The following is a 23,849-nucleotide window of genomic DNA, read 5'->3' on the forward strand; positions in this document are numbered from 1 at the left end:
CAGCTTTTCAATAAATAATTGTCAAATTGACGATTAATAAAATAATTTATTATTTTTCCGTTGAAAACAGCCGGCAGGATGTACAACACTGCCGGGAAAAGCATTCACGGTTATGAAAAACAAAAACAAATGGTATGCTGCCAAAAAAACGCTCCCTGGTATGGTAGCATGCCTGGCAGCAGCCCTCTGCAGCTTGTCTGCCAACGTTACTTATGCACAACAGCAAACAGCCGGGCAACCGGTAAATGGTATTCCTGCGAAAGCTATTTCTCCCAATTTGTTTGGTATCTTCTTCGAAGACATCAGCTATGCAGCGGATGGAGGACTTTACGCAGAACTGATCCAGAACAGGTCGTTCGAATATACGCCGGCCGATCGCAGAAACTGGCATTCCCTCACCGCGTGGGAGTACCTCACCAAAGGCTATGGATATGGCTCCCTGTCGGTAGAAACGAAAGCGCCGGTGCATCCCAATAACCCGCATTATGTGGTGCTCAACGTAGACGATGCGGGGCAGGAAGGCGTAGGATTGGTAAATGATGGTTTCGATGGCATTGTGATCAGGGCAGGGGAGCAGTACGACTTTTCGGTATTTACCCGCTTGTTGTCGGCGCAACCGATCCCGGTGACGGTACAGTTGAGAAGTAAGAAAGGAGAGATTTACGCTGAAACGACCTTTACAGCGGCTGCCAAAAGCTGGAAAAAATATTCCCTGGCACTCACGCCCGGCAAGAGCGACGATAGCGCCAGGCTGGCCATTGTAGCCAAAACCAAAGGCATACTGGCTATCGATATGGTGTCCTTATTTCCGCATAAAACTTTCCATGGAAGAACAAACGGGTTGCGCCCGGACCTGGCCCAGGCTGTTGCCGATCTGCAACCGAAATTTATGCGCTTCCCCGGGGGCTGCCTGGTCCACGGCGATGGACTCGATAATATGTATCGCTGGAAGAATACCATCGGCCCTGTGGAAGAGCGGAAGGAGCAAAGAAATATCTGGTCTTACCACCAGTCCACCGGCCTGGGGTATTTTGAGTACTTCCAGTTTTGCGAAGACATTGGCGCCAAACCCTTGCCGGTAGTACCTGCGGCGGTGAGTTGCCAGAACTCCGGCGGTACCTGGGCCATCGGCGGTACCGGGCAAAAAGCCCTGCCCCTGGCAGATATGTCGGGTTATATTCAAGAGATACTCGACCTGGTAGAATATGCCAATGGCTCCGCCACATCTAAATGGGGCGCTAAAAGAGCCGCTGCCGGCCATCCGGCGCCTTTCCATCTCGAATACCTGGCCATCGGTAATGAAGACAAGCAAACACCTGAATTCCGGGAGCGTTTTAAAATGATTTACGACGCGGTGAAGAAGAAATACCCGAACATCACGCTGATCGGTACTTCCGGCCCCGGTTTTGAAGGAGAGGACTTTGAGGAAGGTTGGGCATTTGCTAACAAATATGGTTGGCAAATGATGGACGAACATTACTATGAGAACCCTGAATGGTTCCTGGCGCATACCCACCGCTATGATCAATACAACCGCAACGGTTCCAAAGTATATATAGGCGAGTATGCCTCTAAAGGAAATACATTGTTCAATGCCATGTCGGAAGCCTTGTATATGACGGGACTGGAACGCAACGGCGATGTGGTAAGCATGGCGTCTTATGCGCCGCTGCTGGCCAGAACGGCCCATACCTCCTGGAACCCCAACCTGATCTATTTCACCGGCAACAGCGTGTCGTTGACGCCCAATTATTATGTGCAGCAATTATTTTCCCGCAACAATGGTGACGTGTATTATGATAACGTGGTATCGTTTTCACCAGCCGACAGCCATACTGCCGGCGCTTCCTGCGTAAAGGATACCAAAACCGGCGATGTGATTATCAAACTGGTAAATGCCGGTGATACGCCGGTTACCGCTACTGCCTCACTGCCTCCGCTGGGAACACGTTCAGGAATGGCTGTCATCACTGTTCTCAGCGGTGAAAGCAAAACGTCCACGCAAGCAGTGATCAAGACCACAGACTTTAAACCCGGGGAAACCCTGAGCTATACGTTGCCTCCTTATTCGTTGTCCGTGATCCGGGCAAAAACGAAAGACTAATCATTCCCCGGCGCCGGCATTACCGGCGCCGGGATCAGGTATTAGTGCAAACTAATAACCCGGGATATCTGCCAATGGCCATCCGTATTTTTCCAGAGCACAATAAACTTACTGGCTTTAGACGGGGTGCCCACTGGCTGTTGATTGTTATGAAACCGGTGATAGGCTATTTCCACCGCGCCATACCCGTGAATCGGGTATACTTCCAGGCTGCCAGGCACGAGTTCCCGGCTTACCTTGCCGCAGATATTTTTACGGGTAGACTCCAGCACGTCTTTTTTGGAAGCACTCAAGCCTGTTTGGTCATGATAAAATTCCAGGCTGTCACTGAATGTATTGGTCATCGTTTCCATATCGCAGTTGTTATAAGCATGGAAGAACAGGCTGTCTTGCCGCGCAATCACTGCATATAATGGTTCAGCAGAGGGCACATAGGGGTTAGGGGCATAACGGGGCTGCCCGGCATCAGGAAAATTGGTTTTCACCGCATAGTCCAGCTCACTCACCATCTTCCAGTCGTTGCCCTGCTTTTTCCAGTTGCGCGTAAATTTAGATTCCTCCACCAATCGTTCTCCTCCCTGCTCCGATAGCACATACAGGCGTTGTATCCCCGTTTGTATGGCCTCCAGGCTGTTGACCGGGATCACCTGCAGGCTGTTGCCCACAATTTCACGGCGCATCTCCGGCGTATGGCTCGTACAGCGGCGCTGGATGTTTTCAATAAAATTGGTCAGCGACTGCGTGCCGGTAGGACCATCAGACCCGTTATCATGATAGAATACAAAGTCCGGAGCGAAGATTTCGTGTAGCCGTTGCACATTGCAGCTGTGAAAGGCAATATCAAACAACAGGCTGTCCTTCGCTTTCAAAGTCCCATAAAGCGCCGTTGTTGCCTGTCCCCGGGCGCCGATCGCCTGGAGGGATAGCGCGCCTATTATAATCGTAAATAATTTAATGTGTCTGGTCATGACATGATTTTTAGCTGTAGATACTGTATAAATGGATGATTGGTGTAATGCAAAGATATGGGTATTTAATGGTAGTATGCAATGCATATTACATAGTTTTCAAATAAATATGGATCAACGGTAAGTATTGTCCAGTGCTGGCGGTGTTATTTTTTATATTATCTTTAATAAGTTGATCCCTGAAATTCCATTATGATCCTGTGATGTTTAGTTAGTAGAAATTCTCGTAAACCCTCAAATTATGATATGCCACTTTAGGAAAATTTCATGTGTATTGTTATTGACTACCCAAATGGGTAACGCTACTGCGCAGAAGGAGATTGCCTCGCTGCCTGCTGCCAATGACAGTTCTTATGGCTATACAGCGGCCAACCCTGTAAAACTTAAGAAAGGTAATGTGGAGAGAAGCATCCTCCATACAATGGATTACCTGGCCGGATTAGTGACGGCAGATAACCAGGCGCTGGTGCTGATAAAACGCATCTCGGTACCGGCCCCCGGGCGTTCCGCCACCGCTGTCAGCGAGCGGTTTGGCGTGGCCAAACCCGGCATACTGGATAAATATGTTTTCGTAACCGCCACTTCAAAAGATACGATTACCCTGTTCGTAGATATTTATAACAAAAGCAAAACCATGATACCAGCAGGACTGAAATATGTACAACCCTGATAGATTTCGTGTATACTTCCCCGTTAAACCGGAAAGCTGTATTATTGTAGGATGATACCAGTGATTGACAACGTGCGATCAGCCGATTTCCCAGGCATAGTTGCCATATGGGAAGCCGCCGTCAGGGCTACGCACGATTTTTTAACGGAAGAGGATATTCAATTTTTTAAACCGCTTATTTTAAACGAATACCTGCCAGCTGTTAATCTGCGCTGTGTGAGAAATAAAAATGGTGATATGCTGGGGTTCATTGGTGTGGCGGAGAATAAAATAGAGATGTTATTTGTTCATCCCGATGCCCACGGTAAAGGAATCGGCAAAGCCCTGTTGAACTACGCTATAGCGCAGCAAGGCGCCACAGCAGTCGATGTGAACGAACAGAATCCACAGGCCGTTGCCTTTTATTTACATATGGGCTTCCGGGTAACAGCACGATCTGCCACCGATGGGATGGGAAAACCTTTTCCATTATTACACATGGCACTATAATAAAAAGGAAAAAGGCTGTACACATACAGCCTTTTTCCTTTATGATCTCTTACTCGTGCTTACTCAACAGGCGTCAGGTATTGCGCATAGGCATACCCTTCTGCTCCGCCATCAGTACGGATTAACCACCACTGGTCACTCTGTTTGCTGATCAGTGAAACCACTTCATTGTGCGCAGCTTTACCTACAATCGGCTGATCAGTGCCCGGACCCTTACGGATATTCAGGTTCGTGGAGTCAGTAGTCACCGTCAGTTTAGCGCCCGCTACTGCCGTGGCTACATTGATGTTCATGACTACATCGCCGGCCAGGAAGTTAGGATCTATCTTGCCGTAAATGTCCCACAGCTGGTCTTTTACAGCGCCGCTGGGTGCTTCGCCATCAATATGTAATACGCCATCCTGTTCAGCTACCTGGAGATTGGTGGTGCCGGAGGATTTAGCTGCATCAATCAGCTCTTTGTATTTATCCTGTAATGCCATGATTAATAAATTTAGGGGTGGAAATTATTTTACTTTCAAACCGGAAGCATCAACTTTCTTCGGTTTCAACGCATCCAATGCCATTTTCAGTTTTTTCCAGCGATCTGCTTTTGCTTCTCCGGTGATAGTAATAACACCGTCTTTTACATCTGCTGTAATACCAGGAAAATCTTTTACGATATCTGCTACTGAAGTCTTCAGCGCATCATCAGCAGTGGCAACAGGGGCTGCCGGAGGAGGTGGAGGAGGAGGCGTTACGGTAATGTTGTCTACCACGCTTTTTACCCCAGCTGTTACTTTGGCGGTATTTTCCGCCGCATCTTTGTCCGCTTCACTAGCAACGGTTCCTGTAAGCGTAACTACACCATCTTTTACATCAGCGCTAACGCCGGGACTCGACTGTAAAGCCGCTACTACCGCAGCTTTGATGTCCGCATCTTTAGGTTTTGATTTACAGGAAATCATAAACATAAGTCCTGCAGCAAGGGCGAGTGAGGTCAGGTGTTTCATTTTCATAGTCATACTGTGTTTTAGTAATGAAATAATAATTCTTAAGTTAAGTATCTTTTTTCAACTGGCCATCACGCCATTGTATGTTGTTTATTTTTTAATACGACGCTTCAGCCTGTAAAATCATGCCGTTTTTTTATCTACCTCAAAAAATCCCCCATTTTTTTAAAACCCCGTATGGAATTTATACCACCTCCGCATCATGCCGCCAAACAACGATAAAAAGACAGATTATATTGAAAGTATCGTCCTGGTTAATAAATATTTATGGCGTTTACATAAATTTTAGTTCTATGTTTTTACCCGGATAACAATGACATATATACGATAATATAAGGTATTTATATTGAGAAAAATAAAAATATATCCCTTTGAAATGTTTATGCTGTTTACTGTTGCTCCCCGCCGGGTTAATGGCCCAGGAAAATAAGCCGGTAACCCCGGTTATTTCCAGCGACTATCAACGCCTGATACACGCCGACGGTATAGTCCCATCCAGGTATTCCACTCATCGCCCGCTCCAGGTGAAGAAAATGGCGTTTGCCAATGCGCCACTCCTGAAACTGGCCGTTCGCCGCGATGAACTGGTCATGCGCCAGCAATACCCCACCACATTATATATTAATGGCGCCTATTCCGCTACCATGGAACTGAAAACGGTTAACCGGCAGCCCGCCCTGCAGGCGCAGTTTGTACAAGGCCACTCCGGCGCCTGGCAGAGACCAGCCACCAATGAACTGTTTAGCTATGGCCCCATGCTGCAGAGCCTCGAATTCGACGGCAGTACCTACCCCTGGGACATCAACGGGAAACTGGTGCCTGCCGGTACAGGCAACGGGCATAACGCCATCGCCTATAGGAACGATATCTTTCGCACCGGCAGCCGCTTTACCCAGCGCTTCGACCTGCAATCCAGGCTGATGCAGCAACGTAATAATATAGTGGAGCTCAACCTGTACCTGGCACATAGCAATGAAAACACGGTAATACGCGACAACAACAACTATCACAAAGAACTCAGCGCCACTGCCATCGCCCGGATAAAATGGCTCCGCATCGCCGGCGCCTTCCAATATGCCGCCGACGCCTTTTCAAATACCAACCGCAACGGATTCCTGAACCAGGTATACCGCCAGTCTATCCTGACCCCTGTGAGCTTCAATAACGCACAGGGCTACACGCTGGGCGCCGGCCAGAGAAGCTATAGCCTCCTGGCCGACAACCCCGGCTTCCTGCTCCATAACCCCCATCACTACGCCAACGCTGCCAGCCGTCGCGTGAACCTGGTCCTGGAAAGAAACAGCTATAAGAAAGTGAAGTATACGGTGAGCCAGCTGTTCGACCGGCATACCGGCAACAGCGACGCTGTCTTTGTTACGGCCTGCACGGGCCCACTTTCTTATCCTGTCCCGAAATATTTTGTGGATTACTCTCTTTTACCTACTTTTATATTTAGATAGTTGTCTAAATATATATCTAATGAACAACGTTTTCAAAGCGCTCAATGATAAAACCCGCCGGGATATCTTGGAGCTGCTGAAGCAGGAAGACATGACGGCGGGACAGATTGCCGACCACTTTAATTTTTCCAAACCGACCATCTCGCATCACCTGGATTTGCTAAAACAGGCGGAATTACTGACCAGCGTGAAAAAGGGACAGTTTGTGTTTTACTCCCTTAACACCACGGTGATGGACGAGTTATTAAAGTGGATGCTGCAGTTTACCGCCGATACCTTACCTCTCAAAAAGAAAATAACACCCCGCTATGAAGGAAAATAAATGGTTGCAGGAAATCCCGCTGCTGGTCGTCATGGGCGCGCCTTTCGTGGTATACCTATGCCTGCGGAGCCAACTGCCACCTACATTGCCATCGCACTACACGATTGGCGCAGATGGGAAGTGGATCGCCAATGCCTACATGTCGCCGCAGGGAAGCGTATGCGCCATGTTGATCGCCAGTCTCATTGTATATGCGGCGATGAGCATCCCTAGGTTTATAAACCCGCGAAAGCCCGGCGCCGACCGGCAAATTAAAGCCATCGGTCCTACTTTATATATCATGAAAGTAGCACTGGTGCTGCTGTTCACAGGTATCCCGATTTATGAAATGCTCGTAGGCGCTGGTAAATTATCTGCCGGAGGCTCTTCCATACTGGCTTACATCGGCGGCGCCGGGTTGCTGGTGCTATTGAATATCTTTATTTACCGGGTATACGCCATCATGTATAAATATGCCGATGAAAAACCGCTGGCGCGTAAATCCTATGTGGTTATCTGGGCCAGCACCCATGTGATAACGTCTATTGGTCCCCTTTGTATACTGCTGGCCGGTATCCATGTCAACCCGGAACGAATGATCGCACAGTTTGTCCTGGTGTTTCTCGCCATTACCGGCAACCTGCTGTACAACGTGCGTCCCAACCGCTACCTGGGCATCCGCACGCCCTGGACGCTCAGGAACGATATGGTATGGCGGAAAACACACCGGTTAGGAGGCATCCTGTTTTTCGTGTTTGGCACCCTGGGTTTTATCGCTACTTTAGTGTCCACCGGTTATCAGTCGCGCTACATCATGTTGACTGTCCTGGTCATTATCACGCTGATACCCATCATATATTCGTTTGTCCTCTATAGAAAATTAATTCATCAAGCTTAATACTATGAAACGTTTATTAACCTTATTGATAGTAGGCTGCAGCCAAATGGCAACAGTATCTTATATACATGCTACCGCTCCATTACATCTTTCAGTTTCCGCGCCGTTGCATGACCAACAGCAAAAAGACAGCGTTGTCAGCTTCTTCTTTGAACAACTCGGCAAAGGTAACTGGGAGGCGGCCCGGGAGGCAGTGGATCCAGCGGTGAAGGACAAGCTGACCGCCGCCTTGCTCAACAGTACCTGGCAACAGCTGGAACTGGCATACGGAAAGTGGGTGGCATTCACCAACCAGCAAACAATTCCGGCCGACCGTATGCACGTGATACTCGCTGCCAATACCTTTGCCCGTGGATATATCACCTTTAAAGTGGCATTGAGCCAACAGCATAAGATAGCGGGATTTTTTATAGAAGAAGCCCGGACTAACGCGCCGGTATTACAATCCAATGAAAGCGCCGATTCCATCACCACGAAAGACGGTGGTATGCTCCATGGGACACTGACGCTGCCTCCGGGAAAAACAGCCGCACCTGTAGTGTTGATTATCGCCGGATCTGGTCCCACCGACCGCAATGGGAATAATGTGATGCTGCCGTTGCCCAACAGCGCTTCCTACCAGCAACTGGCAGCAGGCCTTGCCGCCAGCGGTATTGCCTCTCTGCGTTACGACAAGCGCAGAGTAGGAGAGAGCCAGGGATTTTCTATCCCGATAGATCAAACGACGCTCAACGAATTTACTACCGACGCCCTTGCCTGGGTGGACCATCTGCAGCAAGACAAGCGGTTTACCGGCGTTACTGTGATGGGCCATAGTGAAGGTTGCCTCATAGGTAGCAAGGTGGCTGGGGAAAGAAAGCTGCACCGGCTCATACTACTCTGTCCCCCGGGAGAACCCATGAGCAAACTGCTGGCTATGCAATTAAAATCCCGCCTGAACGATTCGCTGAATCAGGAGCTGGATAATATCTTAGCCACACTGAGTAAAGGCAATAATCCTACCACGATACCCCGCGACCTGGGGATGCTCTTTGCCCCCTCCCTGTATAATTTCTGGAAAAGCACCTTTAAGTATGTGCCCTGTACTTTACTGGCCGCTGTAAAAACACCCATACTGCTGGTAGGCGGTTCAGCCGATGTGCAGGTGCCTCCAGCGCAACTGGATATCCTGCACCGCTGCAAGCCCACAGCCACTTTGCTGATGGTGCCAGGCATGACGCATACCCTGAAAAACAGTAATAATATTGGACCTGATAAAAATGCGCCCTTACCTTTGGTGCCGGAGTTAATGCCCGCATTGGTAGCATTTATTAAAAAATAATCTCAAAATTATTTTTCATTGGCATAGGGGGATTTTTCAGGTAAGGTGTATTAAAGGTATAACAGCAAAGAGCGTTGCATCTGCCACTGGAAATGGAGCAAAGTCATGACAAACTGGTTTCACTTGTAGAACACTACTTTCATACCTACTATGAAAGCCTGCACCGCTATGCCTTTACGATCCTGAAAGACAACGAGCAGGCAAAAGACGCAGTACAGGCGGTGTTCCTGAAACTATGGGAGAAAAGGAGTACGATCGACAAAGAGCAATCTGTAAAATCGTATCTCTATACAGCCGTATACAATTATTGCCTGAATGTAAAACGGCACGATAAAGTGAAAGACCGCTATGCTGCGGAAAGCAACGTAACCGGTGATGACAGCAATCAGCTGGTCAGCAAAGAAATCAGTCAGCGTATCATGGGAGAGATAGCTGCGCTGCCTCCGCAATGCCAGCTAATCTTTACTAAAAGCCGCTTTGAAGGAAAAAAATATGCTACCATCGCAGCCGAAATGAACCTGTCGGTAAAAACGGTAGAAGCTCAAATGGGCAAAGCATTGAAAATTTTACGGGAAAAATTGGGAGATTTAATTATTATCCTGGTAATCATTTTTTCCCGGTATAGCTAACACTATTAACGATGAATAGTCCCGGTCACATACAAGTAGATGAGGAAGTACTGGCTAAGTACCTTTCCGGAGAAGCATCTCCGGAAGAAGCCATGGCTGTGGATAATTGGGTGAAGGCAGATGATGGGAACCGGCGCCTGTTTGAACAGGCTATGAAAGTATGGGAGGGCGCCAACGCCGGCCCTTCCTGGCAGCTTCCTGATCCGCAAATCACTTTAACTGCTATCCGCGCACAGGCGCCGGTAAAATCCTCCGGCGGGATAAAAGCGATCCGCTGGAGTATTGCCGCTGCTGTACTGTTGCTGTTGGGCGCCACCGGCCTGTATGTGGGCTGGCAAAAGAAAAACACCGGGCAACCGTTACTGGCACTAATCACCCGAACAGCACAGGATACCCAGCTACAGGATACATTACCGGATCATTCACTGGCTGCTATCCAGCCAGGCAGCACGATTGCTTACGCCCGCGGTTTCTCCGGCGCCACCCGGGAAGTACAACTGACAGGTAATGCCACCTTCGATGTAACTTCCAACCCCGCTAAACCGTTTAGGGTGCGTGTGGGAGATATCCAGGTGCAGGTATTGGGTACGGTATTCCGGGTGTGGGAAGACAGTCAGTTCATCAGGGTAAAGGTAAATACGGGTGCGGTAAAAATGTACAGGAACGAAGATGGTATTGTTGTGAAAGCAGGACAAACAGGCAGCTACGATAAAGCTTTTCACCGCTTCGTCACCGATTCCATCCCGGCTGTGGGAGCGCCGCTGCAATCTTTTACCTTTACCAATGCCAGCCTGAAAGATATTGTCACACAGCTGGAAAAAGCCTATGGTATACGTGTGGTATTTAAAAATAAAAAACTGGAAGCCTGTACCATGAGCAGTTCTTTCGATAATAAAACGAAGGAATTTATTTTTGATGTTATCTCAATTACGTTGAATGTTCAATGCAGGATCGAAAAAGATACGGTGTATATCAGTGGTAAGGGATGTAATGAATAATATTGGCCGCTGCATCATAGTTGTGTTAATCGCCCTGGCAGCCGCCAGCCCCGTCAACGCACAAAGAAAAGTAAACCTGCAAGAGCAGGTGATGCTTCCGGGAACGGCCCTCCGGTTTGATTCGCTGTTGGGTATAGTCAGCCGGCAGACAGGTGCACGCTTTTCTCTCAACACGCGCAAATTTCCGCCGGGCCGTATTGTCCGCCTGGGTAGCGGCGCCAGGTCTATGGCAAAGCTACTGGCGGAAATCAGGCAATATACCGGTATATACTATACGATTTTGGGCGAACACATTATTTTCATCGATAATCCACCTCCTGGTGCTAAACCTGTGCTGGCACATCCAGCAACGAAAATAACCGCTAAGGTGAAAGCACCAGCCCCTCTTATTACCCCATGGCGTCAACAGTTACATACGCTGCCTCCACGATATCCTTCTCTTGCTATACCTACCAACTTTGATACGGCCATAAATTTTTTCATGACAGATACCGCATGGGCGCTTTCAAAAAAAGATTCCACCCTTGGCCGTCTACATACGCCAGCAGATAGTGCCAGGCAACTGACCGTAACAGGCGGATGGTCCTGGCATCCGGGAGGGCATTGGAAGAAAGAGACGGACTCCTCTCAGTATATTCCCGTTACGGTATCTGGAAAAGATACCGCTACCGACAAAACAAAACCACCAATAACCGATAAAGCCAGGACAACTGCTACCGGTAAAACCAGCGCGCTACAATCATGGTTGCAGGAAATTTTTGCCAGCCACTATCAGCGCCCGGCTTCAATGAAAGGGAATGGAAGTAGCGAACGACGCCCCTTTGCCTTCCTGCTCAACGCCGGCGTATCGGCAGATGAAATGAATTATGTAAACCCCACCTTGCAATTGGGATTTCCTTTCCTGTATGGCATCGGCTCCTGGAGCAGCAACTTTAGCAATTCCAGCCTGCGCTGGGGTGCAGGTACCTCCGTACGCCTGCCGGATGATTGGCGATTACACCTGCAAGGTACTACCGGCCAGCTCAAACAATCCTGGGACACCATGACGTTAGTCTCCACCATGAAAGTGCAACACTTGAAACTGGCACTGATAGCTGAAAAAAAATTGGGCAATCATTTTAGCCTGCAGGGGGGATTATCCTTTAATCGTATGCTCACGCGCTATTATGATTTCAATGGCCAATTCCAGGCGCTGGATAAATCGGCTATGGAAGCGATGAGCACCTATTTTTCGTTGCCCAAACCACCCTATACGCTCAGCGATAACTATGGCAGCAACGGAAATGTGAAGACCTGGATAGGCTTTCAGCTGGGCATATTTTATAACATGAATTTACCAAAACGGAAGTAAGGGTTTTTCGTTAGCCCTGTGTAGTAAGTAATGCCAGGTAACCTGACGATAGTCAGGATACCGATTATTCATTTAAAGAAGCATTACTATGATAGCATTATTGAAAACGGCCGAACGGATCAACAACACTTCTTTTGTAAATAACTACGTTTTTCAGCGGCATGTATTTGCCTACCAGGTTATTCCGATGGAGTACCTGCTACACAAGCAGGTATTGGAACTCGGCTGTGGGGAGGGATACAGCCTGGATTTGCTGGCAAGTCACACGGCCCATTACCGGGCAGTCGATAAAAAGAAACCACCCGCCGCACTTCCCGCCAATGCTTCTTTTCAAACCTGCCATCTGCCATACCTGATGGGCATTGCTGACAACAGCTATGATACAGTGATCTGTTTCCAGGTAATAGAACATATCCGCGATGATCATGCATTATTGCGGGAAATAAAACGTGTATTGAAACCCGGTGGCCGCCTGTTGCTGACCACGCCGAATAAATACATGTCGCTGAGCCGCAACCCGTTTCATGTGCGGGAATACCTGCCATCCGCCATGCAGGCGCTGGTGGGGGTGCACTTCCCGCAGGCCACGGTAGCAGGTATTTATGGCAATAATACAGTGATGAGTTATTACAGAGAAAATAAACGACACTTCGATGCCCTGACCCGGTTCGATATTTTCCGGCTGCAATACAGGCTGCCAGCCTTTTTGCTGAAAGGCCCCTACACGTTATTAAATAACATCAACCGCTATTTCCTGTTGAGAAAAATAGAAGATGTAACGGTGAATATTCGTCACAACGATTTTTACCTCCAGGACCTGGATCAGCATTGCCTGGATTATTTTGTTACTGCGGTAAAAGAAGGTTAGCTGTAACGATCATTCCTCCAGGGATAGGCGGTGTTGGAATAACCCCGCTCTTCCCAGAATCCCAGGGTGTTGGCGGTTAAAAATTCAATGCGGTGGATCCATTTTGTGCCTTTCCATGCATATAATTCGGGGGTAATCATTCGCACCGGGCCGCCGTGTTCCCTGGGCAGCGGGGCATTTTCTACAGTATGTGCCAACAGCACGTCCGGTTTTAATGCTTCCTCCAGGGACACGTTGGTGGTATAGTCGTCATACCCATAACACAAAATATGTGTAGCGTTTTCCACTGGTTGCACCAGGGCTGCCAGGTCGAGCAGGCGTACGCCTTTCCAGTGCATACCGAGTTTCGACCAGCTGGTAACACAGTGAAAATCTGATATATCCTCCGTTTGAGGCAGGGCCAGGAAGTCGTCCCAGGTAAGCGTCGTAGGATGCTCCACGGCGCCGTCCAATATTAGTCGCCACGCCGTTAACGATATCTCCGGTTCAATACCCAGGTCCAACACCGGCCATTTATGGGTAATGGTTTGGCCTACCGGTAATTCCGGCATACCATGCCGGTTGAGTTTACCGCTGCCCTGAGGCCGGTTGTCTGCCACCGATGGGGTTAGCCGCATCTTCTCTTCAAAGCGGGATTTTAGTTTCATTCTCGCTTCTACAATGCGTTTCAGTTTGTCAGCCGCTTCCATAAAATAAAATATTACATGAAGGTACGCATTTACCACTGGCCCCAGAATGTTTGAATTTTTGTAAAGAATTTTATACTTTGTATGGACAAATTGTTGATTGTTCAGACAAGTTGGGGCTATTCCATTGATTTAAATGTGTGCGTTATGATTTTTTTTCAGACATTATTCCACGAAATTATCGGCTTCTTAGGGATATCCAGGTTGATAGAGATTTGTAAAACCGGCGATTATAAGGTGTTATTGACGCTCAACGGGATCTTTTCCGTGATTTCTCCGCTCATACCTTTTTTGTTGCTGCTGGAAATAGGCAGGGCAATATTTTATAAGCGCTTCAAAATAGAGGACTACAAAATGCCCTTCTTTATTTTTGTAGCCAACCGCTTTATCTCCCGCTTTATTTCTATTGCGGCTGTGGCGTTCTGCATTGGCGTACTGGAGAAATATGCGCTCTTCGGCACTTCCCTCAAATGGTATTGGTTTATTTATGGCTACGTGATATGGGAATTCTCTCATTTTATTTATCATTACTTTGGCCATAAAGTGCGCCTGTTCTGGTGTTTGCACTCTACTCACCATGCGCCGGAAACCATGAACTTATCGGTGACTTATGCGCACTTTTTCCTGGAGGCGCCTTATGCAGATGTGGTTCGCACGAGTATCTGCATACTGATGGGCGTAAACCCGCCGCTGTTGTTTATCATCATGTTTATCGACGGCACCTGGGGCGCATTTATCCATGTGGGAGAAAACCTGATCAAAGATGGCCGCCTGGGCTTCCTGAACAATATTATTCTCACGCCTTCCCACCACCGGGTACATCATGCTAAAAACCCGCTGTACATGGATACCAACTTCTGCAACCTACTCAATATATGGGATAAGGTGTTTGGTACTTTTCAGCATGAAAAGCGGGAGATGAAGATTGAATACGGGATATCACGCGATGTGAATCCCAATAATTTCCTGGATGTTTACTTTGGGGAGCTATATGGCTTATGGAAAGACATGGTAAAAGCGCCGGGGATTAAAAACAAGTTGCTGTATATCGTGATGCCTCCGGGCTGGAGCCATACCGGCGAACATAAAACCGCCAGGGTGGTGAAACGCGCCTGGGTGGAGGAAAATAAAGAATCAGTTCATCTGGTCAAAGAGGTAGTAGAGGGGTGATTCTTCCAGGACCGTGCGGATATCATTTTTCCATTTCACCAGGCGGATAAATCCATCTGCTATTTCAATGCCGGTAATGTCGCCATCACTAAAGCAGCAGCAGCCGGTATTGAAGTAGGAGGGATGCGCCATAGTTTTCACAACTTGTTTACCTGCATATTCGGCCCTCCGGGCCTGTAATGCCTGTTGTAAAACGTGTACGGCCGCGGTGTCTCCCTGGCTTTGGGCTTTTTCCAATTGCTTTGTCAGCCGGTCTATATGATCCAATGAGGCAAACACCGGTTTATGTGTATGCCCTGAAACCAGGAGCGTTTTTTGGTAGTTTTTGCTCCACTCATACATCAGGCTATTGTGCCGGTCGGCCAGATCGTAGCTATCGGAAAGGGTGTCCATACGAACATTAAAATACCGCTGCACCGGGGTCCAGATAGCGGCAACAAACCATTTGCTGAAAGCATTGCCGTCGCTCCGCAAATCGCCCTGGTGGCCATGTGTGAGGAAAATACGATAGGTTTGTTCCCGGTAGCTGGTTTGAAGGATAAGGCCCTCGTATACCTTCAGTTTCCTGCCGAATATGGGTTTCAGGAACTGCTGCCGGGGAACGGCATACCGCCACTCCAGGTCGTGATTACCAAAAATCCGGAAATACTTTTTTTCCTGTAAAAAACGGGCTTCTGCCGTAAGTGTAACCTGGTTGGCGGCCAATACCTTCGTGGGCGTACATTCCCACAGTTCTTCGCAGTCGCCCAAGTTAATAAATGTGAATTGTTGCGCCCCGTAATGCTGCAAGGCAGCCAGGTAGCTGGACTCTGCGCTCATGAAGTCATCAGCGCCATCTTTTCCGCCTTTATGCTGATCGGAGAAAATGATAAAACGCGATTGCTCCATATCAAAAGGCAGCACCAGTCCCTTTTGGCGCCGGCCTGCGAGAATAGCTTCGTGTAGTGCCGACAGGGAACTGAATACCTGTTGCCGGTCAGGACTGGATGAAAACCTGGTGGAAAGCCAGATCACCGGGCGTTGTAACAATCGTTTTAACGGGTTAGACACGCTTCGTTGACTTTAGGGATAGTAATAGCGCTGGTTCCCCGTCCTTGAGGAGGAACGATGCGTGGAAAATAGTGACAGGTTGCCGATGGTTAACGGCCTACTTCTTTTTTACATTCACCGCATTCAGCCCTTTAGGGCCTCTTTCCACTTCAAAGGACACGCGGTCTCTTTCTTTAATCGGCCCGGCCAACTGGTTAATGTGTACGAATACACTATCCTGTGTTTCCTGGTCAATAATGAATCCATAACCTTTGGACTCGTTGAAGAATTTTACCACTCCGCTACGTTCGGTATTAACGGGGTCGGAAGGCTGCTGCTTGGGGGCGCCTATCTGGATGTCCTCCAGTTTAATTTCCACTTTCTTGTTCGGATCAGGAGGGGTAGAAGTCAAATTCCCGTTTTCATCGAGATAAGCCATCATGTCTTCCAGGCCCTTTCCTTTTCCGCTGTTAGCTTTCCGCTCTTCCTTTCTCTCTGCCTTTTCCTGGCGCTGTTGCTTCTTTCTCTTTTCTAATTCTTTTTTGCCACCTGTTTCCTGAGATTTGGCCATATGTTACATATAAATTTTTGGTACGGCATAAAGATCGGGTTTTTTTAGCTATGCTGGTAGAAATATCCAGTATAATCCTGCGCTGTTGAGTTACCCTGTGTCCCCTGCATAGAATGCATTATCCTGCCAAATCACCGGTGATACCAAATATGGGATTTTAACGGGTTGTTTTACCGGATTTACATAGATTAGTAAACAGGTTTTAATCCTGCAACACCGGAACCACTACCAACGGCTGCCGGTGTCACCAATCTAAAATGCTTATGATGAAAACAACAGCCCTGATCTTTCTGGCCGCTATGGCGGGAAAACAGACCATGGCACAGGTAGATGCCGGCCTATTCCGCTATCCCGATGTGTCCAGTTCCCAGATCGCATTTTCCTATGCAAATGATATCTGGATTGTCCCCAAAACCGGCGGCACTGCTATCAAACTGATTTCCCCGCCCGGCGTGGAGACCTTCCCCAAATTTTCGCCCGATGGCAGCAAACTGGCTTACAGCGCTAATTACGACGGCAACACCGACGTGTATGTATTGCCCGTGGCCGGTGGGATACCGTTGCGGCTTACCCAATACGGCGGCGCCGACCGGGTGGTCGACTGGACGCAGGACGGCAAACAGGTACTCTTTGCGTCCGGCAGGGAAAGTACCAAGGAACGCTTTAACCAGTTCTATACCATCCCCGAAACCGGCGGTGCCCCGGTGAAACTGCCGCTGGCCTACGCCGAGTTCGGCTCCTGGTCGCCCGACGGTAACCGCATCGCAGTAACCACCCGTACCCAAAGCTTCTCCAACTGGAAAAGATACCGGGGCGGCATGAAAGCAGATATCCATATTTTCGATTTTAATAAACAACAGTCCGAAAACATTTCCAACAAAAGTGAAACCAGCGACGAGTTCCCCATGTGGTATAAAAATTATATCTATTTCCTTTCGGACCGGGGCGACGAGAAACGGATGAACCTATGGCGCTACGATGCCAACACGAAAGCCAGTATACAGGTAACTCACTATAAGGACTACGACGTACATTTTCCCTCTATAGGGCCAGCTGACATTGTGTATGAGGCCAATGGGAAATTATACCTCCTGTCGCTCGGTAATGAACAAACCACGGAAGTAAAAATCAACATCAGTACCGACCTGGCAAGCCTGAAGCCGCGTACGGTACATCCTGGCGGCCTTATACAATCTTCATCCATCAGCCCCGACGGACAGCGCGCCCTGATCAGCGCCCGGGGCGATATATTTTCAGTGCCCGCCAACAGTGGGTATATCAAAGACCTTTCCCGCACCAGCGGTGTAGCAGAGCGTTACCCCGTATGGTCGCCTGATGGCAAAAATATCGCCTGGTGGAGCGATAAATCCGGGGAATATGAACTCTGGCTGGCGCCTGCCGGCAAGGAAAACGAAGCGCGTCAGGTCACCCATTACGGCCCCGGCTTCCGCTTCCGTCCTTATTGGTCGCCCAATGGAAAACAGATTGCCTTCATCGACCAGATGATGAAAATATTTGTACTTGATGTTACTACGGGCAAAACCACCGAGGTAGACAAAGCCCTGCATTATTCCCCCGATGTATTTGAAACATTCCGCTTCAGCTGGACGCCCGACAGCCGCTGGTTAACATATAGCCGCGACCTGGAAAACGGGCATGAAGCCGTTTTTCTCTTCGATACCAAAGATAACCAACGCCACCAGGTAACCAGCGGCTTTTATGACTGCAACCGCCCCATATTTGATGAAAGCGGAAAATACCTGTACCTGTTCACCAACCAGTCTTTCAAGCCTACCTACAGTAGTATAGATAATACTTTTATTTATGCTAACAGCACCCTCATTGGGGTGATAGGGCTGAAAAAAGAAACCCCGTCTTTGCTGGCTACCCGCAATGATGCAGTAGACATGAAAGAAGATAAAAAGGAATCCTCCGCACCCGCAAAGGATAAAGACAAGCACAAGAAAGAGAAGGACAAGAAAGGGGACGACAAGAAAGAAAAGCCTGGTGCCGGAAAACCAGCGGCCACCACAATTGATCTCGACAACATGGAGGCCAGGATGATATTGCTGCCGGTGCCCGGAGGCAACTATTCCCGCCTGGGGGCCGCCAAAGGGAAAATCCTGTTTCTCACCACTGGCATGCCCGACGAAGATGAAGGAAACGGCGAAAGCACATTGCAATACTATGATATCGCTACCCGCCAGGTAAAAACCATTATCAAAAATCCGGGTCAGTACGAGCTTTCCGCCGATGGTAATAAAATACTGGTCAACAACGGTCCCTATGGCGTAATCGATGTAGCTGAAAATCAGAAAATAGATACGGCTATGCGTGTTGGCGAAATGACCATGACTGTACAACCCATGGAAGAATGGAAGCAACTGTTTATGGATACCTGGCGCATGGAACGGGATTTCTTTTACGATCCGCATATGCACGGAGTAGACTGGAATGGCGTAAAAGATAAATACCTGCGCCTGTTGGAAGGCGCCCGCACCCGCGATGAAGTCAGCTTCGTGATCCGCGAAGTGCTCGGCGAAATAAGTTCCTCGCATACCTACAATATGGCAGGCGACGTAGAAAATGCCAAAACAGAAAATGTGGGTTACCTGGGCGTCGACTGGCAAGCCGATGGTCAGTATTATAAAATAAAAAGAATTATCCGCGGCGCTCCGTGGAATGGAGAAGTGCGCAACCCGCTGGATGAACCCGGCGTAAACATCCATGAAGGAGATTATATACTGGCGGTGAATGGCGTGCCGCTCACCACCGCACAGGAACCCTATGCCGGGTTCCAGGCCCTGGCTGGGAAGGCGGTGGAACTCACCTACAACAGCAGGCCTGCTATGGAAGGTGCTAAAACAGCTATCGTTACCACTATGGGCAGGGAATACCGTCTGCGTCACCTGGCCTGGATAGAAAGTAACCGTAAACGGATTGCGGATGCCACCAACAACCAGGTAGGATATATCTATGTGCCCAGCACTGGCTGGGATGGGCAGGATGAGTTGATCCGTCAGTTCAACGCGCAATGGGATAAAGGCGCGCTCATTATCGATGAACGCTTCAATAATGGCGGACAAATCCCCGATCGCTTTATAGAAATGCTCAACCGCAAACCTCTCGCTTACTGGGCCACCCGCAGCGGTACACCGCAGCCATGGCCTATGTATGCCAACTTTGGCCCCAAGGTAATGCTCATCAACGGCTGGAGTGGCTCTGGGGGAGATGCATTCCCCGACTACTTCCGTAAAGCAGGACTGGGGCCTATTATTGGTACACGCACCTGGGGCGGATTAATAGGCATTAGTAATACACCACCGCTGATAGATGGAGGTGTGATAACCATACCCAATTTTCGCATGTTTAACCCGGATGGAACCTGGTTTCGCGAAGGCCACGGCGTAGATCCAGATATCCCGGTAGATGAAAACCTCGGGGATATGGCCAAAGGAGTGGATCCGCAGATAGAACGCGCCATTACAGAAATAAAAAATCTCCTGCAGACCAAAGGCTATAACGCGCCCGCACAGCCGCCTTATGAAGTGAGGTAAAGTTTTTTATGTAAAATAACAAAGGAGCAAAGTGGTAATTTTTTACTGCTTTGCTCCTTTGCTTGTTTGTTGCGCTGCGAGATCAGACAACCGTTGCAAAATCGTATCGCCCCAGTGACAATCATCTCTTTTTGCGGCTGAAAAGCCGGTGCCGCAGGTGATTGCGCTCTACAGGGAATCGTTTGATACCGGGTATCAGCAGGTCGTCCAGATCAAAAGAAATGATAACGGCCATCATTATATGCTGGCCACTAAGATACCGAACCCCGTGGATATAACAACGTTGTCTGCCCGGCTCCATAGGAGCTCGAAGCAGACAAAGTATATTTTAATATAATCGTTTCCGTTAGCGACGTGCAGGTTTGAAATTCCACCGGAGACCACCGCTGAAAAAATAATTCGTAGCCAGGCGATGTGGATGCTGTTTATCAAACATATGCGACAAATCTTTTTCCTGGAAAGACACTTCATTCAGGAGGGTAGCGCCAGCAGAGGCCACAAAATCGATATGTTTGTTCAGGTGCCAGGTATTTTCCAGGCCTATACTCACCTCTGTTTGTCCCATCATTCTTTTGTTGTTTTGCTGGTTTTCTACGTCGTAAGCGGCGCCACGCATACGGAAAGCAAGGCCGAGATCAGTATATTTATTCAGCGTGGTGGACACACTGATTTTTTCAGGGAAATTAATATCTATCCTATACTTGTTATCTGTTTGCCATCTTACCATGAAGGCAGGAAGTACCATTGGCGTACCAAAGGAATTGGTCAGCATAGCCCCTATGCCATAGGAGAAGCGACGATTCACCTGTTTCACAAATAAAACGCCTCCATTCACAAAGAAATCTTTCTCATCAACCTTCACGAGATCGGTGTAAATGCCGGCTGAAAGCAGCGCCACCAGCGACCAGCGCCGGTTAATATTGCGGTAATGCTGCAGTGCCAGTTGGGCACCCAGCAACTCTTCCGGGAAGATGTTGTGTTCATAATCCTTGTTGGTGAATTTGGTGTAGCTGCCTGAAGCCGCCAGGGACCAGTTTCTTACCTTACCGGTAATGGTGTCAACACGACTGCTGAGTGAAAAGATAGCACCAAAATTATAACGTACCTGCGAAGAAGTAGCATGTGTTTTTACGCTGTCTTCCGGGCGGATATAACGCGATGCAGGTAAATAATCTACGCTGAATCCAATGCCGGGTCCATTGAGGGAAGCCGCGCCCAGCTGGGCAAAGAGACGTTGAGCGGGAGCAAAGGTGAATATGGCCACTAATAAATAAAGTGATTTTTTTTGCTTGCGCAGTTGCAGGTGTTTTGATGTGTAACCCATCATGATGGTCTTTTTTTTAGTATGTTTTTTTAAACTACATGAGGAAGACAGCATGACCGGGACATACCCCTACGCTTTTTTAAAAATTAATTTTAACGAAGCAGTTGATAAAAAATAAAGGGCGGTCGTCACAAAAACGACCGCCCGGGTATTATAGGTAAGTTTTTAATTATATTTTTCGGAAGACGACAATACCATTGTGGCCGCCGAATCCAAAGGTATTGCTCATGGCTACCGACACTGGTTTTTCTATAGCGTTGGTCAGCACTATCTGCGTTCCTGCGGGAATAGCAGGATCCAGTTGTTGGGTGTTGATGGTGGGAGGGATGATACCCTGCTGTATGCTCATCACGCTGGCAATAGCTTCTATGGCGCCCGCTGCGCCCAATAAGTGCCCCGTCATGGATTTGGTAGCGCTGATATGCAGGTGTGCAGGCGCTGCTCCAAATAATTTACCAATAGCAGCTATTTCGCTCAGGTCGCCCACCGGAGTTGAGGTGGCATGGGCATTTAGGTAATCAACGGAAGATTTATCGAGCCCCGCATCTTCGAGGGCCTGCTGCATGGCACGGAAAGCGCCCAGTCCTTCGGGATGCGTAGCGGTCATGTGATAGGCATCTGCTGTCATTGCGGCCCCTGCCACTTCTGCGTAAATATGCGCGCCCCTGGCCTTCGCATGTTCGTACTCTTCCAGTATCAGCGCGCCGGCGCCTTCTCCCATCACAAATCCGTCGCGATCCACATCAAAAGGCCTCGAAGCGGCAGTCGGATCATCATTGCGGACCGACATGGCCTTCATCGCACAAAATCCACCTACGGAGGCCGGCGTGATGGGCGCTTCAGAACCGCCTGTTACAATAACTTTGGCCTTGCCCAGCCGGATGTAATTTAAGGCATCCATGATGGCCGTATTGGACGTGGAGCAGGCAGATACAGTGGTATAGTTGATGCCCATCAGCCGGTGCTTAATAGAAATCATTCCTGAAGCCATATTCGTAATCAGCTTGGGAACGAAATAGGGACTGAAGCGCGGGTTAAAATCGCCGGACACATATTCGGTCACCTGCTCTTCGAATGTCTGCATACCGCCCTGTCCCGAGCCCCAGATAACCCCGGTGTCGAAAGGGTCCATGTTATTGAAATCCAGTCCGCTGTCGCGAATGGCCTGATCAGCAGCTACCAGTGCATATTGCGTAAATGGATCGGTTTTCCGGAGTTCGGCCTTATCCAGCAACGCGCTGGCATCAAATCCTGTCAGTTCATGGGCAAACCGGGTACGGAACCGGCTGGCATCAAAATGGGTGATGGTGGCAGCACCACTTTTCCCATTCACCAGGTTATTCCAGAAAGTGGCAACATCATTCCCTATTGGCGACACGGCGCCCATGCCTGTTATGACAACTCTTTTCATAGTTAGCTATTTTTGACAAATATCTTCCAGCAGTTGATCTGCGATCCGGTGAAAGGCAGATGGGCCCATCACGCGGGACAGCAGCAGGGAAGACTGTAAATTAGATATGATCATCAGCGCGCGCGCATCGGCGTCGCCTTTAAAGTGAAGACGTTTGTTTTTACGACCCTGCTCCAGGCAATTGGTCAGCCATTGCAGAATGATGCTGCCCATCTCCTGTACCTTGGCCTGCATGTCGGGCGCCAATGTTTCAAAATCGGTAGCCAGTGAACCCATCAGGCAGATGTTACCCTCACTGTTGTAGCGCCGGAATATATCGAATAACCGCGACAGCTGCTCATCTTCGGGCAGGTGGGCCCATTTGCCCGTGTTGCTGGTGAATAGCGCAATTTCATGGGCTACTACCTCTATGCCTAAATCGGCTTTCGCCGGAAAGTGATAGTGTACCGCTGCGTTTTTAATGTCCAACGGTGCTGAAATGTCTTTGTAGCTGAAGGCATTGAATCCCTTGGTTCTTACCAGCCTGTCGGCCATGGATACGATTTTATCTTTTGTGCCCGCCATATTTTTTGCCTTTTGGCCGCGTAAAGATACTTACTTAGTAGTAAGTAAGCAAATCAAATTTTTTCTGTCAGCAAAGTAGCCAGCGCCTGGATTGTTTTCCCGGAGAACAAGTGCAGCTTCAGGGGAAGCTTTTCACCACCTTTCATTAATAACGTGAGCCGGTATATGGTGCCTTGCTGACTGGTATACGTCAGTAATTCAATATCTGAGATATCGCGGTAATAATAAGTAGTAGCCTGGCGCCGCAGGTTTTGGGTAGTCATGCATTCGGGGTAAACGTCCAGGTAACAAACGCTGCTGGATTTGAAAAAAGAATCATAACAATACCAGCCGATCCCTCCCAGGTACAGCACTACGAATACCATTTCCGGTATCTCATAGTTGAGATTGGGCACCAGGTACCAGTACAAAGTGTACATCACCCCGGTGAAAATAAAGAACAGCAACATAGAATGATAAAGGCGGAAGGAGTAATGCTGTTCTTTCAT

At 48.7% G+C, this 23,849-nt stretch carries 23 protein-coding genes; 13 read left to right on the forward strand and 10 right to left on the reverse strand.

From position 1 onward, the window contains the following. The first annotated feature begins 112 nt into the window (after window positions 1-112). Window positions 113-2,104 (forward strand): alpha-L-arabinofuranosidase C-terminal domain-containing protein, encoded by a 1,992-nt coding sequence (locus tag FHW36_RS08640; RefSeq protein ID WP_246121118.1) that lies wholly within the window; start codon window positions 113-115, stop codon window positions 2,102-2,104. 41 nt (window positions 2,105-2,145) lie between these two features. Here the strand turns inward: FHW36_RS08640 and FHW36_RS30465 are convergent, their stop codons facing one another. Then, complete coding sequence (locus FHW36_RS30465) at window positions 2,146-3,072, reverse strand: nuclear transport factor 2 family protein (RefSeq protein ID WP_186452353.1); 927 nt, start codon at window positions 3,070-3,072, stop codon at window positions 2,146-2,148. 241 nt (window positions 3,073-3,313) lie between these two features. Between FHW36_RS30465 and FHW36_RS08650 the strand changes: the two genes are divergently transcribed. Further along, window positions 3,314-3,742, forward strand: a complete 429-nt coding sequence (locus FHW36_RS08650; RefSeq protein ID WP_145665708.1) for a hypothetical protein — start codon at window positions 3,314-3,316, stop codon at window positions 3,740-3,742. A 51-nt stretch (window positions 3,743-3,793) separates the two neighbouring features. Then, complete coding sequence (locus FHW36_RS08655) at window positions 3,794-4,231, forward strand: acetyltransferase (RefSeq protein ID WP_145665710.1); 438 nt, start codon at window positions 3,794-3,796, stop codon at window positions 4,229-4,231. Window positions 4,232-4,290: 59 nt separating this feature from the next. On the opposite strand, the gene FHW36_RS08660 is transcribed toward FHW36_RS08655, so the two are convergent. Continuing rightward, window positions 4,291-4,713 (reverse strand): SH3 domain-containing protein, encoded by a 423-nt coding sequence (locus FHW36_RS08660; RefSeq protein ID WP_145665712.1) that lies wholly within the window; start codon window positions 4,711-4,713, stop codon window positions 4,291-4,293. 24 nt (window positions 4,714-4,737) lie between these two features. Further along, window positions 4,738-5,229, reverse strand: a complete 492-nt coding sequence (locus tag FHW36_RS08665; protein ID WP_145665715.1) for a BON domain-containing protein — start codon at window positions 5,227-5,229, stop codon at window positions 4,738-4,740. 365 nt (window positions 5,230-5,594) lie between these two features. Here FHW36_RS08665 and FHW36_RS08670 point away from each other — a divergent pair, with 365 nt between their 5' ends. From FHW36_RS08670 to FHW36_RS08705, 8 genes are all read left to right on the forward strand, one after another. Next, window positions 5,595-6,683 carry a hypothetical protein gene (locus FHW36_RS08670; protein ID WP_145665717.1) on the forward strand — a complete coding sequence of 363 codons (1,089 nt, stop codon included), beginning with the start codon at window positions 5,595-5,597 and terminating at the stop codon, window positions 6,681-6,683. A 19-nt stretch (window positions 6,684-6,702) separates the two neighbouring features. Then, window positions 6,703-7,005, forward strand: coding sequence for an autorepressor SdpR family transcription factor (locus FHW36_RS08675; protein ID WP_145665719.1), 303 nt, complete (start codon window positions 6,703-6,705; stop codon window positions 7,003-7,005). Beyond that, complete coding sequence (locus FHW36_RS08680) at window positions 6,992-7,882, forward strand: SdpI family protein (RefSeq protein WP_145665721.1); 891 nt, start codon at window positions 6,992-6,994, stop codon at window positions 7,880-7,882. The genes FHW36_RS08675 and FHW36_RS08680 overlap by 14 nt, the downstream gene beginning before the upstream one ends. A gap of 4 nt (window positions 7,883-7,886) precedes the next feature. Then, a complete protein-coding gene (locus FHW36_RS08685) occupies window positions 7,887-9,203 on the forward strand; it encodes an alpha/beta fold hydrolase (protein ID WP_145665723.1) in 1,317 nt (438 codons plus the stop codon). Window positions 9,204-9,295: 92 nt separating this feature from the next. After that, on the forward strand, window positions 9,296-9,832 hold the full coding sequence (locus FHW36_RS08690) for an RNA polymerase sigma-70 factor (RefSeq protein ID WP_186452354.1): 537 nt from the start codon (window positions 9,296-9,298) through the stop codon (window positions 9,830-9,832). An 11-nt stretch (window positions 9,833-9,843) separates the two neighbouring features. After that, a complete protein-coding gene (locus tag FHW36_RS08695; protein WP_145665728.1) occupies window positions 9,844-10,830 on the forward strand; it encodes a FecR family protein in 987 nt (328 codons plus the stop codon). Continuing rightward, the gene (locus FHW36_RS08700; protein WP_145665731.1) at window positions 10,823-12,181 is read left to right on the forward strand and encodes a hypothetical protein; all 1,359 of its coding nucleotides are present in this window, start codon (window positions 10,823-10,825) and stop codon (window positions 12,179-12,181) included. Before FHW36_RS08695 ends, FHW36_RS08700 begins: the two co-directional genes overlap by 8 nt. Before the next feature lie 88 nt (window positions 12,182-12,269). Then, window positions 12,270-13,049: a class I SAM-dependent methyltransferase gene (locus FHW36_RS08705; RefSeq protein WP_145665734.1), complete on the forward strand. Its 780-nt coding sequence runs from the start codon at window positions 12,270-12,272 to the stop codon at window positions 13,047-13,049. Here FHW36_RS08705 and FHW36_RS08710 read toward each other — a convergent pair. Further along, window positions 13,046-13,738, reverse strand: coding sequence for a molybdopterin-dependent oxidoreductase (locus FHW36_RS08710; RefSeq protein ID WP_145665737.1), 693 nt, complete (start codon window positions 13,736-13,738; stop codon window positions 13,046-13,048). The genes FHW36_RS08705 and FHW36_RS08710 overlap by 4 nt on opposite strands. Before the next feature lie 144 nt (window positions 13,739-13,882). On the opposite strand from FHW36_RS08710, the gene FHW36_RS08715 reads away from it, so the two are divergent. Further along, window positions 13,883-14,905 (forward strand): sterol desaturase family protein, encoded by a 1,023-nt coding sequence (locus tag FHW36_RS08715; RefSeq protein ID WP_145665740.1) that lies wholly within the window; start codon window positions 13,883-13,885, stop codon window positions 14,903-14,905. On the opposite strand, the gene FHW36_RS08720 is transcribed toward FHW36_RS08715, so the two are convergent. Together FHW36_RS08720 and FHW36_RS08725 are read right to left on the reverse strand one after the other, a co-directional pair. Then, complete coding sequence (locus FHW36_RS08720) at window positions 14,870-15,955, reverse strand: metallophosphoesterase (protein WP_145665743.1); 1,086 nt, start codon at window positions 15,953-15,955, stop codon at window positions 14,870-14,872. The two genes, FHW36_RS08715 and FHW36_RS08720, sit on opposite strands and share 36 nt — an antisense overlap. A gap of 97 nt (window positions 15,956-16,052) precedes the next feature. After that, window positions 16,053-16,505 carry a cold-shock protein gene (locus FHW36_RS08725; RefSeq protein ID WP_145665745.1) on the reverse strand — a complete coding sequence of 151 codons (453 nt, stop codon included), beginning with the start codon at window positions 16,503-16,505 and terminating at the stop codon, window positions 16,053-16,055. Window positions 16,506-16,771: 266 nt separating this feature from the next. On the opposite strand from FHW36_RS08725, the gene FHW36_RS08730 reads away from it, so the two are divergent. Beyond that, on the forward strand, window positions 16,772-20,062 hold the full coding sequence (locus FHW36_RS08730) for a S41 family peptidase (RefSeq protein ID WP_145665748.1): 3,291 nt from the start codon (window positions 16,772-16,774) through the stop codon (window positions 20,060-20,062). 346 nt (window positions 20,063-20,408) lie between these two features. On the opposite strand, the gene FHW36_RS08735 is transcribed toward FHW36_RS08730, so the two are convergent. The 4 genes from FHW36_RS08735 to FHW36_RS08750 form a co-directional block, all read right to left on the reverse strand. Beyond that, window positions 20,409-21,389 carry a DUF6268 family outer membrane beta-barrel protein gene (locus tag FHW36_RS08735; protein WP_145665751.1) on the reverse strand — a complete coding sequence of 327 codons (981 nt, stop codon included), beginning with the start codon at window positions 21,387-21,389 and terminating at the stop codon, window positions 20,409-20,411. Window positions 21,390-21,555: 166 nt separating this feature from the next. Then, window positions 21,556-22,797 (reverse strand): beta-ketoacyl-ACP synthase II, encoded by a 1,242-nt coding sequence (fabF, locus tag FHW36_RS08740; RefSeq protein WP_145665754.1) that lies wholly within the window; start codon window positions 22,795-22,797, stop codon window positions 21,556-21,558. A 6-nt stretch (window positions 22,798-22,803) separates the two neighbouring features. Continuing rightward, window positions 22,804-23,361 (reverse strand): TetR/AcrR family transcriptional regulator, encoded by a 558-nt coding sequence (locus FHW36_RS08745; RefSeq protein ID WP_145665758.1) that lies wholly within the window; start codon window positions 23,359-23,361, stop codon window positions 22,804-22,806. A gap of 53 nt (window positions 23,362-23,414) precedes the next feature. Then, complete coding sequence (locus FHW36_RS08750) at window positions 23,415-23,849, reverse strand: hypothetical protein (RefSeq protein ID WP_145665760.1); 435 nt, start codon at window positions 23,847-23,849, stop codon at window positions 23,415-23,417.

The sequence above is a fragment of the Chitinophaga polysaccharea genome (genome assembly GCF_007829335.1).
GTDB lineage: Bacteria > Bacteroidota > Bacteroidia > Chitinophagales > Chitinophagaceae > Chitinophaga > Chitinophaga polysaccharea_B.

Coding starts and splice junctions, on each gene's coding strand:
- FHW36_RS08640 (WP_246121118.1), top strand. CDS start 113: ATGAAAAACAAAAACAAATGGTATGCTGCCAAAAAAACGCTCCCTGGT.
- FHW36_RS30465 (WP_186452353.1), bottom strand. CDS start 3,072: ATGACCAGACACATTAAATTATTTACGATTATAATAGGCGCGCTATCC.
- FHW36_RS08650 (WP_145665708.1), top strand. CDS start 3,314: ATGATATGCCACTTTAGGAAAATTTCATGTGTATTGTTATTGACTACC.
- FHW36_RS08655 (WP_145665710.1), top strand. CDS start 3,794: ATGATACCAGTGATTGACAACGTGCGATCAGCCGATTTCCCAGGCATA.
- FHW36_RS08660 (WP_145665712.1), bottom strand. CDS start 4,713: ATGGCATTACAGGATAAATACAAAGAGCTGATTGATGCAGCTAAATCC.
- FHW36_RS08665 (WP_145665715.1), bottom strand. CDS start 5,229: ATGAAAATGAAACACCTGACCTCACTCGCCCTTGCTGCAGGACTTATG.
- FHW36_RS08675 (WP_145665719.1), top strand. CDS start 6,703: ATGAACAACGTTTTCAAAGCGCTCAATGATAAAACCCGCCGGGATATC.
- FHW36_RS08680 (WP_145665721.1), top strand. CDS start 6,992: ATGAAGGAAAATAAATGGTTGCAGGAAATCCCGCTGCTGGTCGTCATG.
- FHW36_RS08685 (WP_145665723.1), top strand. CDS start 7,887: ATGAAACGTTTATTAACCTTATTGATAGTAGGCTGCAGCCAAATGGCA.
- FHW36_RS08690 (WP_186452354.1), top strand. CDS start 9,296: ATGGAGCAAAGTCATGACAAACTGGTTTCACTTGTAGAACACTACTTT.
- FHW36_RS08695 (WP_145665728.1), top strand. CDS start 9,844: ATGAATAGTCCCGGTCACATACAAGTAGATGAGGAAGTACTGGCTAAG.
- FHW36_RS08700 (WP_145665731.1), top strand. CDS start 10,823: ATGAATAATATTGGCCGCTGCATCATAGTTGTGTTAATCGCCCTGGCA.
- FHW36_RS08705 (WP_145665734.1), top strand. CDS start 12,270: ATGATAGCATTATTGAAAACGGCCGAACGGATCAACAACACTTCTTTT.
- FHW36_RS08710 (WP_145665737.1), bottom strand. CDS start 13,738: ATGGAAGCGGCTGACAAACTGAAACGCATTGTAGAAGCGAGAATGAAA.
- FHW36_RS08715 (WP_145665740.1), top strand. CDS start 13,883: ATGATTTTTTTTCAGACATTATTCCACGAAATTATCGGCTTCTTAGGG.
- FHW36_RS08725 (WP_145665745.1), bottom strand. CDS start 16,505: ATGGCCAAATCTCAGGAAACAGGTGGCAAAAAAGAATTAGAAAAGAGA.
- FHW36_RS08730 (WP_145665748.1), top strand. CDS start 16,772: ATGAAAACAACAGCCCTGATCTTTCTGGCCGCTATGGCGGGAAAACAG.
- FHW36_RS08735 (WP_145665751.1), bottom strand. CDS start 21,389: ATGATGGGTTACACATCAAAACACCTGCAACTGCGCAAGCAAAAAAAA.
- fabF (WP_145665754.1), bottom strand. CDS start 22,797: ATGAAAAGAGTTGTCATAACAGGCATGGGCGCCGTGTCGCCAATAGGG.
- FHW36_RS08745 (WP_145665758.1), bottom strand. CDS start 23,361: ATGGCGGGCACAAAAGATAAAATCGTATCCATGGCCGACAGGCTGGTA.
- FHW36_RS08750 (WP_145665760.1), bottom strand. CDS start 23,849: ATGAAAGAACAGCATTACTCCTTCCGCCTTTATCATTCTATGTTGCTG.